Source organism: Mesorhizobium sp. GW821-FHT04C10 (assembly GCF_059420305.1).
Window position 1 is genome coordinate 1,405,942 of record NZ_JBWKTL010000001.1, and the last position, 14,983, is coordinate 1,420,924.

The 14,983-nt window shown below is 63.9% G+C and carries 15 protein-coding genes; 10 read left to right on the plus strand and 5 right to left on the minus strand.

Translation table 11 applies throughout. The features are described 5' to 3' along the window. Positions 1–26 precede the first annotated feature (26 nt). Entirely contained in the window at positions 27–2,210 is a 2,184-nt protein-coding gene (locus AC07UC_RS06775) for a primosomal protein N' (RefSeq protein ID WP_494904775.1), read from the plus strand. Between the two features lie 11 nt (positions 2,211–2,221). On the opposite strand, the gene AC07UC_RS06780 is transcribed toward AC07UC_RS06775, so the two are convergent. Together AC07UC_RS06780 and AC07UC_RS06785 are read right to left on the minus strand one after the other, a co-directional pair. Continuing rightward, complete coding sequence (locus AC07UC_RS06780) at positions 2,222–2,677, minus strand: type II toxin-antitoxin system VapC family toxin (RefSeq protein ID WP_494904776.1); 456 nt, start codon at positions 2,675–2,677, stop codon at positions 2,222–2,224. Beyond that, positions 2,674–2,916: a type II toxin-antitoxin system Phd/YefM family antitoxin gene (locus AC07UC_RS06785; RefSeq protein ID WP_056575120.1), complete on the minus strand. Its 243-nt coding sequence runs from the start codon at positions 2,914–2,916 to the stop codon at positions 2,674–2,676. The genes AC07UC_RS06780 and AC07UC_RS06785 overlap by 4 nt, the downstream gene beginning before the upstream one ends. Before the next feature lie 69 nt (positions 2,917–2,985). On the opposite strand from AC07UC_RS06785, the gene AC07UC_RS06790 reads away from it, so the two are divergent. The 7 genes from AC07UC_RS06790 to AC07UC_RS06820 all read left to right on the plus strand — a co-directional run bounded on the left by AC07UC_RS06790 (position 2,986) and on the right by AC07UC_RS06820 (position 9,611). Continuing rightward, positions 2,986–3,681 carry an aspartate/glutamate racemase family protein gene (locus tag AC07UC_RS06790; RefSeq protein ID WP_494904777.1) on the plus strand — a complete coding sequence of 232 codons (696 nt, stop codon included), beginning with the start codon at positions 2,986–2,988 and terminating at the stop codon, positions 3,679–3,681. A 95-nt stretch (positions 3,682–3,776) separates the two neighbouring features. Further along, entirely contained in the window at positions 3,777–4,172 is a 396-nt protein-coding gene (locus AC07UC_RS06795) for an AGROH133_08824 family phage infection protein (protein WP_202325487.1), read from the plus strand. 246 nt (positions 4,173–4,418) lie between these two features. After that, the gene (locus tag AC07UC_RS06800) at positions 4,419–4,979 is read left to right on the plus strand and encodes a F0F1 ATP synthase subunit delta (RefSeq protein ID WP_140776663.1); all 561 of its coding nucleotides are present in this window, start codon (positions 4,419–4,421) and stop codon (positions 4,977–4,979) included. Further along, positions 4,979–6,508, plus strand: coding sequence for a F0F1 ATP synthase subunit alpha (gene atpA, locus AC07UC_RS06805; RefSeq protein WP_095204821.1), 1,530 nt, complete (start codon positions 4,979–4,981; stop codon positions 6,506–6,508). Before AC07UC_RS06800 ends, atpA begins: the two co-directional genes overlap by 1 nt. 32 nt (positions 6,509–6,540) lie before the next feature. Continuing rightward, entirely contained in the window at positions 6,541–7,425 is an 885-nt protein-coding gene (locus AC07UC_RS06810; protein WP_140776661.1) for a F0F1 ATP synthase subunit gamma, read from the plus strand. A gap of 70 nt (positions 7,426–7,495) precedes the next feature. Further along, positions 7,496–9,091, plus strand: coding sequence for a F0F1 ATP synthase subunit beta (atpD, locus tag AC07UC_RS06815; RefSeq protein WP_140776659.1), 1,596 nt, complete (start codon positions 7,496–7,498; stop codon positions 9,089–9,091). A 112-nt stretch (positions 9,092–9,203) separates the two neighbouring features. Beyond that, a complete protein-coding gene (locus tag AC07UC_RS06820) occupies positions 9,204–9,611 on the plus strand; it encodes a F0F1 ATP synthase subunit epsilon (protein ID WP_140776657.1) in 408 nt (135 codons plus the stop codon). 52 nt (positions 9,612–9,663) lie between these two features. Here the strand turns inward: AC07UC_RS06820 and AC07UC_RS06825 are convergent, their stop codons facing one another. Continuing rightward, entirely contained in the window at positions 9,664–11,157 is a 1,494-nt protein-coding gene (locus AC07UC_RS06825; RefSeq protein ID WP_494904780.1) for a mannitol dehydrogenase family protein, read from the minus strand. 154 nt (positions 11,158–11,311) lie between these two features. On the opposite strand from AC07UC_RS06825, the gene uxaC reads away from it, so the two are divergent. After that, positions 11,312–12,721 carry a glucuronate isomerase gene (uxaC, locus tag AC07UC_RS06830; protein WP_494904782.1) on the plus strand — a complete coding sequence of 470 codons (1,410 nt, stop codon included), beginning with the start codon at positions 11,312–11,314 and terminating at the stop codon, positions 12,719–12,721. 45 nt (positions 12,722–12,766) lie between these two features. Next, positions 12,767–13,105, plus strand: coding sequence for a cupin domain-containing protein (locus AC07UC_RS06835; protein WP_140776649.1), 339 nt, complete (start codon positions 12,767–12,769; stop codon positions 13,103–13,105). 19 nt (positions 13,106–13,124) lie between these two features. Here the strand turns inward: AC07UC_RS06835 and AC07UC_RS06840 are convergent, their stop codons facing one another. After that, a complete protein-coding gene (locus AC07UC_RS06840) occupies positions 13,125–14,465 on the minus strand; it encodes a GAF domain-containing protein (RefSeq protein ID WP_494904784.1) in 1,341 nt (446 codons plus the stop codon). Then, positions 14,462–14,935: a hypothetical protein gene (locus AC07UC_RS06845; protein ID WP_494904786.1), complete on the minus strand. Its 474-nt coding sequence runs from the start codon at positions 14,933–14,935 to the stop codon at positions 14,462–14,464. The genes AC07UC_RS06840 and AC07UC_RS06845 overlap by 4 nt, the downstream gene beginning before the upstream one ends. Positions 14,936–14,983: the final 48 nt, after the last annotated feature.

Consider the following 14,983-nt stretch of genomic DNA (forward strand, 5'->3'; position numbering starts at 1 on the left):
CCAAAGTCGGGGCAAGGTCACGCCTCATGATCGAAGATTCGCCCTTTGTCGCAGCCGCACCGGTGCTGGTGCCGATGCCCGCCGAACGCCCTTACACCTATGCCGTGCCGGCCGGCATGCGCGTGGTGCCGGGGTCGATCGTGCGCGTGCCGCTCGGACCGCGCCAGGTCGCCGGCATCGTCTGGGACGGCACGGTCGAGAACATCGACGCGAAAAAGCTGCGCCCGATCGAACAGGTTTTCGACTGCCCGCCGATCGACCGCGCCATGCGCCGCTTCGTCGACTGGGTAGCGCAATACACGCTGTCGGCGCCGGGCATGGTGGCACGCATGCTGCTGCGCGCGCCGGAGGCCTTCGACCCGGAACCCTGGATCGAGGGACTACAGCGAACGCTCCTCGTTCCCGACCGGATGACGGATGCGCGGGCGCGCGTGCTGGAGATTGCCGAAGGCGGGCTCGCTTGGACGCGATCCGGCCTGGCGCATGCGGCCGGCGTGTCGTCGACGGTGATCGAGGGGCTGAAGGCGCAAGGCGTGTTCGAGACGGTGATGATCCCGCCGCGTCCTGTGGTGGCCGCTCCCGACCCAAGCTATGCCGTGCCGGAGCTGATGCCGGACCAGAGCGACGCAGCATCGATGCTGCGCGCCAATGTCGCGGCCGGCACCTTCAATGTCGCGCTGCTCGACGGCGTCACCGGTTCGGGCAAGACGGAGGTTTATTTCGAGGCGGTGGCGGCGGCGCTCGACCAGGGCAAGCAGGTGCTGATCCTTTTGCCGGAGATCGCGCTGACCCACGCTTTTCTCGAGCGCTTCCAGCAGCGCTTCGGCGCCAAGCCGGGCGAATGGCATTCCGACCTGCCGCCCAGGATGCGTGAAAAAGTCTGGCGGCAAGTGGCGGAAGGCACGGTGCGCGTCGTTGCCGGCGCCCGGTCGGCTTTGTTCCTGCCATTCAAGGAACTTGGCCTGATCGTGGTCGACGAGGAGCACGACCCGGCCTACAAGCAGGAAGACCGCGTCTTCTACAACGCCCGCGACATGGCCGTGGTGCGCGGCCATATTGGCGGCTTCCCGATCGTGCTGGCATCGGCGACGCCATCGGTCGAGAGCCGGGTCAATGCGAGCCAAGGCAAATACAACAGAGCCATACTCTCCGCCCGCTTCGCCGAAGCGGCGCTGCCGCAGTTGAAGTCGATCGACATGCGGCGCGCGCCGCCGGCGCGCGGCGGCTTCCTGTCGCCGGTGCTGATCGACCATATGCGCCGGACGCTGGAGAGGAAGGAACAGTCGCTGCTGTTCCTCAACCGGCGCGGCTATGCGCCGCTGACACTGTGCCGGGTCTGCGGCCACCGCTTCGGCTGCCCGGTCTGCTCGGCGTGGCTGGTCGAGCATCGTTTTCGCGGCCAACTGGTCTGCCATCATTGCGGGCACAATGAGCGCCGCCCCGAAGCCTGCCCGGAATGCGGCACGCTCGACCATCTGGTCGCCTGCGGGCCGGGCGTCGAGCGCATCGCCGAGGAGGTCGTCACGCATTTCCCCGACGCGCGCACCATCGTCTTGTCATCTGACCTGATGGGCGGCGTGCGGCGGTTGCGGCTGGAACTGGAGGCGATCGCCGATGGCGAGGCCGACATCGTCATAGGCACGCAACTCGTCGCCAAGGGCCACAACTTCCCCAACATGACGCTGGTCGGCGTCGTCGACGCCGATCTCGGTCTCGCCAATGGCGATCCGCGCGCCGCCGAGCGCACCTTCCAGCTGCTCAGCCAGGTGACCGGCCGCGCCGGGCGCACCGGCAAGAAGAGCCTCGGCCTGTTGCAGACCTTCCAGCCGGACCATCCGGTGATGCGGGCGATCGTCTCCGGCGACGCCGAGGCTTTTTACGAGCGCGAGATCGCAGAGCGCGAGCGGGCGGCCTTGCCGCCCTTCGGCCGGCTGGCCGGCGTCATCATCAGCGCGGTGACGCGAGCCGAAGCCGAAGGCCATGCACGCGGGCTGCGCCGCGCCGCGCCGGAGGCGTCGGACCTGTTCGTGCTGGGGCCGGCCGAAGCGCCTCTGTCGTTGCTCGGCGGCCGCCATCGCTTCCGCCTGCTGATCCAGGGCGAACGGCGCGCAGACATGCAAGGCTTTATCCGCGCCATGCTGGCCAATGGGCCCAAACAGCGTGGTTCGGTCCGGGTGCAGGTCGACATCGATCCGCAGAGCTTTTTGTAAAATGGGATCGACTAGTCGAGGCCTGGCGGGTCTTGCAATATATTCCAGCACCAAACGTCAAGCGCTTCAAAATGCCTGACGTTTGCCGTGATCACGGTAAGTCCGTTAACTGCTGCCGTAGCGGCGATCAGTATGTCAGCCAGGCCCGGATTCTTCCCTTTCGCAGAGGCCGCTTCCTCCATTCGGCCCGCTCTTCGCGCTATATCGGCATTGACCCCTAGAATTTGATCTGCGAATCCTTCGATAGTGTCATTCAGCCAGACAGTGAGACTATCCACTCGGTTCTTGGCGCCAGTACGATCGAGCTTGCGTATGCCTTTCTCGATTTCGGTGATCGCAATTACCGGTATGAAGAGCGTTTGCTTCTCACCTTGCGTTACGACCCAATTGGCGACCTCTTTCGCAAGCGGCGGCCTGCCGGGCGCGAACGCGGACAAAATGGACGTGTCGAGAAGATAGCCGCTCAAAGATCGATGTCCCGCGACGGTGACTCGTTCCTTTCAAGCTCGATCCCTCCCGGATAGGTCAGAAGAAACTCTCCGAAGTTTCGACGCTTGGCTGGATAAAGCTTTCGTAAGTCCTCGACCGAAACGACGGCCGCTGCCGGCTTGCCGTGCTTTGTGATAATGGTGGGCTCGCCGCTCTCCGCAGCCTCGACCAGCGCCGAGAACCCTGCCTTGGCCTCCCGAACCTGCATTGTTTTCACGGCAAACCTCCTTGTGTGGTCTCATGTAGTCATAATATAGGAATTGCACGTGCAAAGGAACAACCCATCATGAAAACCCTTGGCCTTCTGGGCGGCATGAGTTGGGAATCGACCGCCATCTACTATCGCCTGCTCAACGAGATCGTGCGCGAGCGGCTTGGCGGGTTGCACTCGGCTAGGCTTCTGCTCTGGTCGTTCGACTTCGCCGAGATCGCCGAGCGGCAGCATCATGGCGATTGGGACGGTGCCGGCATGCTTCTGGTCGAAGCCGCGCGCAAGCTCGAGGCGGGCGGCGCGAAAGGCCTGCTTTTGTGTACCAACACCATGCACAAGCTGGCAGACCAGGTGCAGGCGTCCGTATCCATACCGCTGATCCACATCGCCGACGCTACCGCCGTGGCGATCAAGCGCGCCGGCATGCAGCGCCCGGCATTGTTGGCGACGCGGTTCACCATGGAGCAGGATTTCTACAAGGGCAGGCTCGCCGACAAATACGGCCTGTCACCCGTGGTGCCCGATGCCGCGGGGCGCGACATGGTGCATCGCGTCATCTATGACGAGCTCTGCCAGGGCATTGTCAGCGACGCATCGAAGGCTGCCTATATGGAAGAGGCCGAGCGTCTGCGCCGTGAAGAGGCCGCCGACAGCCTGATCATGGGCTGCACCGAGATCACCATGCTGATCGGCCAGCGCGATTTCGACATTCCGGTCTTTGATACGACGCGCATCCATGCCGAGGCGGCCGTGGAATTCGCTCTCGGTTGATGCGCTTGTCCTAAAGTGCCCGGAGCCATCTGGCGCGGCGTTTTTCCTCCGGTAGAATGTCCGCAATTTCAAAACAGGCATTTCGAGGGGACAAAATGGATTTTGCGCTTCCATGGCCGACGAGCCAGGGCGAATGGCTGGCCTGGTCGAGTGCCGTCTTCACCGTGCTGCTCGGTCTTCTGTTTTTCCTGGCGCCGGGCCTGGCCTTTCGCATCCTGCGCCTGCAGGCCAAGCCCGAGAAGGCGGCGGCGATCGCCGAGGGACGCGGCAGGATGTCGGGCTTTTATCTTGGCGTCGGCCTGTGCTGTATCCTTCTGGCGCAGCCGCTGATTTACATGGCGCTCGGCTTCTCCTGGCTGTTCACCGCCTTCGGCCGGCTGCTGTCGATGATGTCCGACGGCGCCAACACACCTTTCAATTGGGTTTCCATTGTGGTGGAATTGGTCCTGGCGGCGTTGCCGCTTGCCTTTGCCTTCGGCTTTGTGCCCTGAATCCAAGCGTATTCCGGCGCGCGAGACCCGAGTCTTTCGCTGGATGCGACAATAGTGCCTGAAAAGCATGCGGAACGACGCATTGCGGTCTTAAAATGCCTGTGCTAGACGGCAATCGACTTTCGGCCGGGGATAGCGGAAGCCGCGCCTCCGTGCTTGAAAAAATGCAGTAAGGTCAAAGATTTAGCCAGAGTTTTTGCTCGCGCCAACAATCTGCGGCCTGTCAGACAAGAGAAAAGACGGTCCGTGGCTCAATCGTCATCGCCAATCTCAGGTGTCGCAGAACGCTATGCGGGTTCGCTGTTCGAACTCGCCCTGCAGGCAAATTCCGTGGCCAAGGTCGAGGCCGACCTCAACAGTTTCGAGGCGATGCTCGCGGGCAGCGCCGACCTGACCCGGCTGATCAACAGCCCGGTGTTCTCCAGCGAGGACCAGGCCAAGGCTATCGCGGCGATCGCCGACAAGGCCGGGATCACCAGCCTCGCCGGCAATTTCCTGCGCGTCGTCGCCCGCAACCGCCGGCTGTTCGCGGTGCCCGGCATGATCAAGGCGTTCCGCCAGATCGCTGCCGAACACCGTGGCGAGACCGCTGCCGAAGTGACGTCGGCTCACGAGCTGACGGCCGCCCAGCAGACCGAACTCAAGGCGGCGCTGAAAGGTGTTGCCGGCAAGGACGTGGCCATCTCCGTCACCGTCGATCCGTCGCTGCTCGGCGGGCTGGTGGTCAAGATGGGCTCGCGCCAGATCGATACGTCGCTCAAAACCAAACTCAATTCGCTCAAGCTTGCACTGAAAGAGGTCGGCTGATGGACATCCGCGCCGCGGAAATTTCCGCAATTCTGAAAGACCAGATCAAGAATTTCGGCAAGGAGGCCGAGGTCTCCGAAGTTGGACAGGTGCTGTCCGTCGGTGACGGTATCGCCCGCGTCTACGGCCTCGACAATGTCCAGGCCGGCGAAATGGTCGAATTCCCCGGCGGCATCCGCGGCATGGCGCTCAACCTCGAAGCCGACAATGTCGGCGTCGTCATCTTCGGCGCCGACCGCGACATCAAGGAAGGCGACATCGTCAAGCGGACCGGCGCCATCGTCGACGTTCCGGTCGGTCCGGGCCTGCTCGGCCGCGTCGTCGACGCGCTCGGCAATCCGATCGACGGCAAGGGCCCGATCAAGGCGATCGAGCGCAAGCGCGTCGACGTCAAGGCGCCCGGCATCATTCCGCGCAAATCGGTGAACGAGCCGATGTCGACCGGCCTCAAGGCCATCGACGCGCTGATCCCGGTCGGCCGTGGCCAGCGCGAGCTCGTCATCGGCGATCGCCAGACCGGCAAGACCGCCATCATTCTCGACACGATGCTCAACCAGAAGTCGGTGCACGACAACGGTCCCGAGAAGGAAAAGCTCTACTGCGTCTACGTCGCCGTCGGCCAGAAGCGTTCGACCGTCGCGCAGTTCGTCAAGGTGCTGGAAGAGCGCGGCGCGCTCGAATATTCGATCATCGTCGCCGCCACCGCGTCCGATCCGGCGCCGATGCAGTTCCTGGCGCCGTTCGCCGGCGCCACGATGGGCGAATATTTCCGCGACAACGGCATGCATGCGCTGATCAGCTACGACGATCTGTCGAAGCAGGCCGTCGCCTATCGCCAGATGTCGCTGCTCCTGCGCCGCCCGCCGGGCCGCGAAGCCTATCCGGGCGACGTCTTCTACCTGCACTCGCGCTTGCTCGAGCGCGCCGCCAAGCTCAATGACGATCTGGGCGGTGGTTCGCTGACCGCGCTGCCGGTCATCGAGACGCAGGCCAACGACGTGTCGGCATATATCCCGACCAACGTGATCTCGATCACCGACGGCCAGATCTTCCTCGAAACCAACCTGTTCTTCCAGGGCATCCGTCCTGCGGTGAACGTCGGTCTGTCGGTCAGCCGCGTGGGCTCGGCCGCGCAGATCAAGGCGATGAAGCAGGTTGCCGGCTCGATCAAGGGCGAGCTCGCGCAGTACCGCGAAATGGCGGCCTTCGCGCAGTTCGGCTCGGACCTCGATGCCGCCACGCAGCGTCTGCTCAACCGCGGATCGCGCCTGACCGAACTTCTGAAGCAGCCGCAGTTCTCGCCGCTGAAGACGGAAGAGCAGGTCGCGGTGATCTTCGCCGGTGTCAACGGCTATCTCGACAAGCTGCCGGTCAACCAGGTCGGCAAGTTCGAGCATGGCCTGCTCAGCCACATGCGTGCGGCCGGCAAGGACGTTCTCGACGCCATCCGCAAGGAAAAGGCGCTGTCGGACGATCTGCGCGCCAAGCTGAAGGCAGAGATCGACGCTTTCGCCAAGACCTTCGCCTGAGCGAAGCGACAAGACGGGATCAGGTTTGAAGCATGCCTTCATTAAAAGACCTTCGTAACCGTATCGCCTCGGTCAAGGCGACGCAGAAAATCACCAAGGCGATGCAGATGGTCGCCGCGGCGAAGCTGCGCCGTGCGCAAGAGGCCGCGGAAGCGGCGCGCCCCTATTCGGAGCGCATGGGTTCCGTGCTGGCCAACATCACCCAGGCGATCGGCGGTGGCGGCGATGCCCCGGCGCTGATGACCGGAACCGGCAAGGACGACGTGCATCTGCTCGTCGTCTGCACCGCCGAGCGCGGCCTGTGCGGCGGCTTCAATTCCCAGATCGCCCGTCACGCCCGCGACCATATCCGCCGGCTTCTGGCCGACGGCAAGCAGGTCAAGATCATCTGCGTCGGCAAGAAGGGCTTCGACATACTGCGCCGCGACTATGCAGCGATGATCCTCGATCGTGTCGACCTGCGCGAGGTCAAGACGCTCGGCTTCGTCAATGCCGACGCGATCGCCAAGAAGGTCATCCACCTCTTCAGCGAGGGTGCCTTCGACGTCTGCACGCTGTTCTATTCGCAGTTCAAGTCGGTGATCAGCCAGGTTCCGACCGCGCAGCAGATCATTCCGGCCGGCGTCGCTTCGGCTCCGGCCGCTGCGGCGGATGGCGCCAGCGCCGTCTACGAGTACGAGCCGGAGCCGGGTGAAATCCTCTCCGACCTCATCCCGCGCAACATCTCCGTGCAGGTTTTCCGGGCGCTGCTCGAAAACGCGGCCGGCGAGATGGGCGCCAAGATGAGCGCCATGGACAATGCGACGCGCAACGCCGGCGAGATGATCAACAAGCTGTCGATCACCTACAACCGCCAGCGGCAGGCGCAGATCACCAAGGAACTGATCGAAATCATTTCGGGCGCCGAGGCGCTCTAGGCGCGGTTCGCGGGTCAATCTGCCCGCGACCGGACCGCGTAAGAAACAAAGGACGAAAAGGGTAAAGACGATGGCGAAAGCAGCGACCCCCAAGACGGCAGCCCCCAAGGCCGCAGCCGCGAAGACCGCAGCCCCCGCGAAGGCGGCCAAGGCTCCGGCAGCAGCCGCCAAGGCAGCTCCAGCCAAGACGGCGGCAGCGCCCGCCAAGGCCGCCGCGGCCAAGACCTCGGCCGTTGCCACCAAGGCAACCGGCGTTGTCGGCAAGGTCCGCCAGGTCATCGGCGCCGTCGTCGACGTGCAGTTCGGCGATCACCTGCCGCCGATCTTGAACGCGATCGAGACCACGAACGTCGGTAACCGCCTCGTGCTCGAAGTTGCCCAGCATCTGGGCGAGAACACCGTGCGCTGCATCGCCATGGACTCCACCGAAGGCCTGGTGCGCGGCCAGGAAGTGCGAGACACCGGCGGCCCGATCTCCGTGCCGGTCGGCCCGGGCATGCTCGGCCGCATCATCAATGTCATCGGCGAGCCGGTCGACGAAGAAGGCCCGGTCGACGCGACCGAGATGCGGTCGATCCACCAGCCGGCCCCGGCCTATGTCGAGCAGTCGACGGAAGCGCAGATCCTGATCACCGGCATCAAGGTGCTCGACCTGCTGGCACCTTACGCCAAGGGCGGCAAGATCGGCCTGTTCGGCGGCGCCGGCGTCGGCAAGACCGTGCTGATCCAGGAACTGATCAACAACATCGCCAAGGCGCATGGCGGCTATTCGGTGTTCGCCGGCGTCGGCGAGCGCACCCGCGAAGGCAACGATCTCTATCACGAGTTCATCGAATCCGGCGTCAACAAGAAGGGCGGCGGCGAGGGCTCGAAGGCGGCCCTGGTGTACGGCCAGATGAACGAGCCGCCGGGCGCGCGCGCCCGCGTCGGCCTGACCGGCCTGACGGTCGCGGAATATTTCCGCGACCAGGGCCAGGACGTGCTGTTCTTCGTCGACAACATCTTCCGCTTCACGCAGGCGGGTTCGGAAGTGTCGGCTCTGCTCGGCCGTATCCCGTCGGCCGTCGGCTATCAGCCGACGCTCGCCACCGACATGGGCGCGCTGCAGGAACGCATCACCACCACTACCAAGGGCTCGATCACCTCGGTGCAGGCCATTTACGTGCCGGCCGACGACTTGACCGATCCTGCGCCGGCGACCTCGTTTGCCCACCTTGACGCGACGACGACGCTGAACCGCGCCATCGCCGAGAAGGGCATCTATCCGGCGGTCGATCCGCTGGACTCGACCTCGCGCATGCTCGACCCGCTGGTTGTCGGCGACGAGCACTATGCCGTTGCCCGTCAGGTGCAGTCGATCCTCCAGCGCTACAAGTCGCTGCAGGACATCATCGCCATCCTGGGCATGGACGAGCTGTCGGAAGAGGACAAGCAGACGGTGGCCCGCGCCCGCAAGATCGAGCGCTTCCTGTCGCAGCCCTTCTTCGTCGCCGAAGTGTTCACCGGCGCGCCAGGCAAGCTCGTCGATCTCGCCGACACCATCAAGGGCTTCAAGGGCCTCTGCAACGGCGACTACGATCATCTGCCGGAGGCCGCCTTCTACATGGTCGGCGGCATCGAGGAAGCGGTCGAGAAGGCACAGCGCCTGGCGGCTGAAGCGGCTTAATCAAGGGAATAGGGAGTAGTCAGTAGTCAGTAGTGAATGGCAGGCGGGTGACCGGGGCAATTGCCCTTTCTCCCTACTTCCCTACTCACTATTCCCTACTCACTAAATTGACATGGCTGAAGCTTTCAAATTCGAACTGGTCTCGCCGGAGCGCCTGCTGGTTTCCGCCGAGGTCGAATCCGTCGTCATTCCCGGCGCCGAAGGCGAGATGACCGTGATGGCGCATCACGCGCCGGTCATGACCACGATCAAGCCGGGTGTCGTCACGGTGAAGACCGCCTCGGGCGGTGAAGAACGCTATGTCGTGTTCGGCGGTTTCGCCGACATCGTTCCGGCGGGCTGCACGCTGCTGGCGGAATCGGCTGTGGCGGTGAAGGATGTCGACCGGGCCGATCTCGCTCGCCGTATCCAGGAAGCCAAGGAAGATGCCACCGACGCCAAGGACGACCAGGCGCGCAGCAAGGCCGAGCAGTTCCTCAGCCAGCTCACCACGCTGGAAGGCGCGCTTCTGCCGGCCTGAAGTTCGCACCAGATGAGTTGATAAAAAGCGGGGCCTTGCCTCGCTTTTTTGTTTAAATCCCCAAGGCAGCGAAGGCCAATCTTGGACCATCGCGTCGCAGGTGCACCAGATGCACGGCCGTGAGTTCGATCAGCGTCTGGCGCTCGGCGTGATCTCCGGCAAAGCCGGCCAGGTCGAACACTGCTGTCACGGTTTCGTTCGCCGGTAGCTGCTGATCCAAAAGCGCCGTCAGTGCCGCGTCGAGCGGATCGGTGAAATGGTTTTCGGGCAAGGTTTTGCCGCGCGCGGCACAGGCGGCGATCCAGGCCGCCACCACCAGCGTGAGATGCACGAACTCGGTACCTGCTTCGAGGCACTCGATGGCGGACGCGATGATGCGCTGCGGCAGTTTCTGGCTGCCGTCATTGGCGATCTGCGCCGTGCGATGGGCGAGCGCGGTGTTGGAAAAACGCTCGGCAAGCTCGGCTGTGTAGGTTGTCGTGTCGAGCCCGGCATCCTCCGGCAATGTCGGGATGGCTTCGGCCCAGAGCCCGTCGACAAATTGCCGGATCGCCGGATCGGCAAAAGCCCGGTCGACCGTGGCGTGGCCGCTGAGCAGGCCGAGATAGGCAATGCCCGAATGCGCACCGTTGAGAAGCCTGAGCTTCATGTCCTCGAAGGGGCCGACATCGCCGACCATGGTGACGCCGAACTTTTCCCAGGCCGGCCGGCCGGCGGAAAAATTGTCCTCGATCACCCATTGGCGGAATGGCTCGGTCATGACGGGCCAGGCATCGTCGACACCGAGTTCGCCAGCGACGCGTGCCCGGTCGGCGTCGGTCGTTGCCGGCACGATCCGGTCGACCATGCTCGACGGAAACGCGACCTGGCCTGCGATATGGTCGAAGAGACCGGTACCGTCCGCTGTGGCAAGCTTGGCATCGCGCAGCGCGGCGAATTCGGTCAGCAGCCGATGCAAGGTGGCGCCATTGGCAGGCAGGTTGTCGCAGCAGAGCACGGTGAAGGGCGGGGTGCCGGCTGCCAGTCGTTGAGCAAGCGCCTCGGCGAGAAAACCATGCGCCGTCTTCGGCATTCGCGGATTGGCCAGATCGTGGGCGATGTCGGGGTGAGCGGCGTCCAGCCCGCCGCCCGCGGCCCTGAGATAGGCCTTCTCGGTGATTGTCAGCGTGACGATGCGGGTGCGCGGATCGATCAGCGCGGCCAGTACCGCAGCCGGATCTTCCGGCGCCACAAGCATCGACTGGATCGAGCCGATGACGCGCAGCTCCTCCTCACCGCTGCTGCGAACCGCCAGCGTGTAGAGCCCGTCCTGCGGCGCCAGCGCGTCGCGCGTGTCGGTGCTGCGCAAGGAGACGCCGATGATGCTCCAGTCCGTTTCGCCCGCCGCCAGGCAATCGTCGACATAGGCGGCCTGATGGGCTCGGTGGAAGGCACCGACGCCGAGATGCACGATGCCGGGAGCAACGCGGCCGCGGTCATATGCGGGGATTCCGGCGGCTGCGGGCAGCCGTTGCAGTGTTGCGTTGGACAGATGGCTTCTGGTCATCACGATACCGGGGCTGAGGTCTTTGGGGACGCGGCGGATGAGAGGCGGCGTAACACCTACGTCCGCCTGCCGCAAGGATGCCGCTTTGCCGGGGCACGTTGACATCGCTTTAGTCCGAACGTACCGATACCCAACTGGAAGGAGCTGCTTTCCCATGGTCGCGCTGATCGATCCGGACCTGCTTTTTCCGCCTGAAGCGCATTCGCGCTCGCTTGCCCGCGACCTCTATGCCGGCGTCAAGAACCTGCCCATCGTCAGCCCGCACGGTCACACCGATCCGCGCTGGTATGCGCTGAACGAGCCGTTCCCGGATCCGGCACAATTGCTCATCGTGCCCGACCACTACATCTTCCGCATGCTGTTCAGCCAGGGCGTGCGGCTGGAGGATCTCGGCGTGGCGACCCTGGACGGCGCTCCGGTCGAGACCGACGGCAGGACGATCTGGCGGCGCTTTGCCGAGCACTATTACCTGTTCCGGGGCACGCCGACCCGGCTGTGGTTCGACCATGTGCTGGCGCATCTGTTCGGCATCGAAGAGCCGCTGAGCGCCGAGACCGCCGACCGCCATTACGACACGATCGCGACGGTGCTGCAGTGGGAGAATTTCCGTCCGCGCGCTCTGTTCGAGCGCTTCAACATCGAGGTGATCGCCACGACGGAAGGCGCGCTCGACGACCTCAAATGGCACCAGATGATCCGCGACAGCGGCTGGGCGGGCCGTGTCGTCACCGCCTACCGGCCGGATTCGGTTGTCGATCCCGATTTCGAAGGGTTTGCGGCCAATCTCGACCGGTTGGGCGAGATCACCGGCTGCGACACCGGCAGTTGGGCCGGCTATCTCGACGCGCATCGCCAGCGGCGCGCCTTCTTCAAAGGCTTCGGCGCGACTTCGTCCGATCACGGCCATCCGACAGCCGAGACCGCCAACCTTTCCGATGCGGCGGCCGAGGAGCTGTTCAACCGCATTCGCCGTGGCTCGGATGACGAGCGCGAGCGAAAGCTGTTTCGCGCCCAGATGCTGACCGAGATGGCCAAGATGAGCAGGGATGACGGGCTGGTGCTGCAGATCCATCCAGGCTCCCAGCGCAACCATTCGGCTTCTGTCTTCCAGAGGTTCGGCCGCGACAAGGGCTTCGATATCCCGACACGGACGGACTATGTGACGGCGCTGAAGCCGCTTCTCGACTGCGTCGGGCTGGAGCGTGATCTTACCGTGGTTGTCTTCACGCTTGACGAAAGCAGCTATGCGCGCGAGCTGGCGCCGCTGGCCGGCGTCTACCCGGCGCTCAGGCTCGGTCCGGCCTGGTGGTTCCACGACAGTCCGGAAGGCATGCGCAGGCTTCGCGAGATGACCACGGAGACGGCAGGCTTCTACAACACTGTCGGCTTCAACGACGACACCCGCGCCTTTCCCTCGATCCCGGCCCGTCACGATGTGGCGCGGCGGGTCGACTGCGCATTCCTGGCGCGGCTCGTCGCCGAGCACCGGCTACGCGAGGAAGAGGCGCATGAACTCGCCGGGGAATTGGCCTATACGCTTGCCAAGAAAGCCTATCGGCTCTGACGGAACGTGCCTGGTCGGCGTTGGCCGGCCACTCACGGCAAGGAGATGACGATGACGAAGATATTCGCCCATGCCGGCGAGGCACCCTGGACGCCGACGCCCGACGGCAACAGGCGGCGCGTTCTCCTCTCCACCGATGAATTGATGCTGGTGGAGTTCGGCTTCGACAAGGGCGGTGTCGGTGCGCTGCATTCGCATCCGCATGTCCAGTCAAGTTACGTCGCCGAGGGTCGCTTCGAGGTGACCATCGACGGGCTGACGGAGATCCTTGAGGCCGGTGGCAGTTTCATCGTGCCATCCGGCCTCGTGCATGGCGTCAAGGCGCTCGAAGCGGGGCGGCTGGTCGACAGCTTTGCGCCGCACAGGGCTGACTTCCTCGCCTGAGGGCGCTAACCGGGAAGGATCACGCCTCGGCTTCCAGCAGCGGCACGCCGGCAAGGTCCAGCCTGATATGCCCACGCTCGGGCCGCAGCAGCCGGATCGGTGCGCTTTTCTCGTCAAGGCGCCGACGCAGAAGGATGAGCCTGGTTTCAAGATTGTCCTTGATATCAGGCAGCCGGAGCGTTGCGTCCCGCCTGATCTCGCGATTGGAGAAGTCGCGGCGTCCCGTGGCGAGGAAGGTGCGGACGAGGTGGATCAGGAGCCGCCCAGGGACGCCTTTGATCAGATAGTCGTCATCGATAAAGACACTGTCGTCGAAAGCGAAGTATCTTATCTTGAACGAGGGTGCTCCGGCTTGATCCGAGGCATATCCGCCTTGCGTCGACTTCGCGAAGGCATTGGCCTGGTGGCCACCTTCCAGTTCGGCAAGCCGCAATCCCGCGGCCAATTGGCTCGCGACCAGCATCAGGGCGTCTTCATCCTGATGGCCGAAAGCGAAACTGGCCTCGGACTCGATAAACAGCACGCCTCGCAATTTTCCCTGGGCAAGCATTGGCACCGCCATCTGGCTGCGCGGACCGGCAAGTCCGGGAAGTGGGATATGGCGTGTGCGGTCAGACGCCGAAAGTATGGCTGAGGCATAGCGTTGGGAACGCCGCAGGTCACAGATACGAACCGGCTGGCGCGTAGCGGCCGCGATGCCGATCACGCCTTCACCAAACGCGATCTCCGCGCCGACACCAAGGCTGCTGTATCCGCGACTCGCCAGAGTGCTTAGCCGCTGAGCGGTCTCGTCGGGCACCAAAACCATCGCATGCCGATAGTCGAAGCTGCTCTCAAGTCCGGCCAGGGCCTTGTCCAGCATCACATCGGCATCGGCTTCCGAGCCGATGGCGGCGGCAAGAAGCGCGGCCTTGGGCAGGTGGTTCGTTGTCGCGGGGGCCGGATTGCGATGTTCAGGCGGGACGACGCCGACCACCGCGCGGCAATCGCGCACGAAGTACAGGTCGGCGGAGCGCAGTTTCATGACCCCCGCCATTCCCTGTTGCGCACTCATCACCGAAAGATGTGACTTTATGCGTTCGAACAGTTCGCCATGATCGAGCGCATGCAGGAATTCCAGATCGAGCATGTGATGGACGCCGCTTCGTCCATCGACAACCATCAGCGTGGCAACGCCGCTGGCGCGGACATTGGCGGCCGTCTTGGAAAAGAACTGGTTCGAAAGCGCGACATGGCTCTCATCGACGTAATAGACATGAGACAGGTACGAGATGTTGGGTATGCCATCGCCATCGCTGGTCGCGATCACCGATGGAATGACACCTTCAAAACTGTCGCGGATGTCGCTGAGGGAGATCATGGCGAGTTCGTCCGGAGCCTCTCGCCCGCACCGGGGCCGGGTGACTGCGAAAAGACATCGGTGGGCTGAAAACGGATGCGAAGCAGATCACTGTCGACGAGGGTATGAGAGAGTTGATGCGGGGTCACGCCAAGCGCCTCCATCACCACCAGCATCTCGGAAATATAGTTTTGCGCTCTCGCCCTGTCGGCATCGTCGGCCGGTGACACCGCCAGGATGCTGCCCTTGACCTGGAAGGCGCGATAGTCGTGCGGGCGTACCATGGTGACCGCCACCGGCGCACCCAAGGCGGCGTTCTCGACAACTTCGGGCCATTGGGTCCGCGATACGAGCACGTCGATGCATCCGAGGCTCGCGATATGCGCGGCGCCGGTGCCGCGGCCGATGGCTGGGCGAAACGCGGCATTGCGTGTGGATACGAGTATCATCACCGGACCTGCGAGCAGGTCGTCTATTTCCTTGCTGATCAAGGCCGCCCCATTGCCTACGTGCAAACAGTCTAATCGGATAGGAAAGTT

Excerpts from the sequence above, each read along its gene's own strand:
- AC07UC_RS06775 (WP_494904775.1), top strand. The coding sequence starts at position 27 with ATGATCGAAGATTCGCCCTTTGTCGCAGCCGCACCGGTGCTGGTGCCG.
- AC07UC_RS06790 (WP_494904777.1), top strand. The coding sequence starts at position 2,986 with ATGAAAACCCTTGGCCTTCTGGGCGGCATGAGTTGGGAATCGACCGCC.
- AC07UC_RS06795 (WP_202325487.1), top strand. The coding sequence starts at position 3,777 with ATGGATTTTGCGCTTCCATGGCCGACGAGCCAGGGCGAATGGCTGGCC.
- atpA (WP_095204821.1), top strand. The coding sequence starts at position 4,979 with ATGGACATCCGCGCCGCGGAAATTTCCGCAATTCTGAAAGACCAGATC.
- AC07UC_RS06810 (WP_140776661.1), top strand. The coding sequence starts at position 6,541 with ATGCCTTCATTAAAAGACCTTCGTAACCGTATCGCCTCGGTCAAGGCG.
- atpD (WP_140776659.1), top strand. The coding sequence starts at position 7,496 with ATGGCGAAAGCAGCGACCCCCAAGACGGCAGCCCCCAAGGCCGCAGCC.
- AC07UC_RS06820 (WP_140776657.1), top strand. The coding sequence starts at position 9,204 with ATGGCTGAAGCTTTCAAATTCGAACTGGTCTCGCCGGAGCGCCTGCTG.
- AC07UC_RS06825 (WP_494904780.1), bottom strand. The coding sequence starts at position 11,157 with ATGACCAGAAGCCATCTGTCCAACGCAACACTGCAACGGCTGCCCGCA.
- uxaC (WP_494904782.1), top strand. The coding sequence starts at position 11,312 with ATGGTCGCGCTGATCGATCCGGACCTGCTTTTTCCGCCTGAAGCGCAT.
- AC07UC_RS06835 (WP_140776649.1), top strand. The coding sequence starts at position 12,767 with ATGACGATGACGAAGATATTCGCCCATGCCGGCGAGGCACCCTGGACG.
- AC07UC_RS06840 (WP_494904784.1), bottom strand. The coding sequence starts at position 14,465 with ATGATCTCCCTCAGCGACATCCGCGACAGTTTTGAAGGTGTCATTCCA.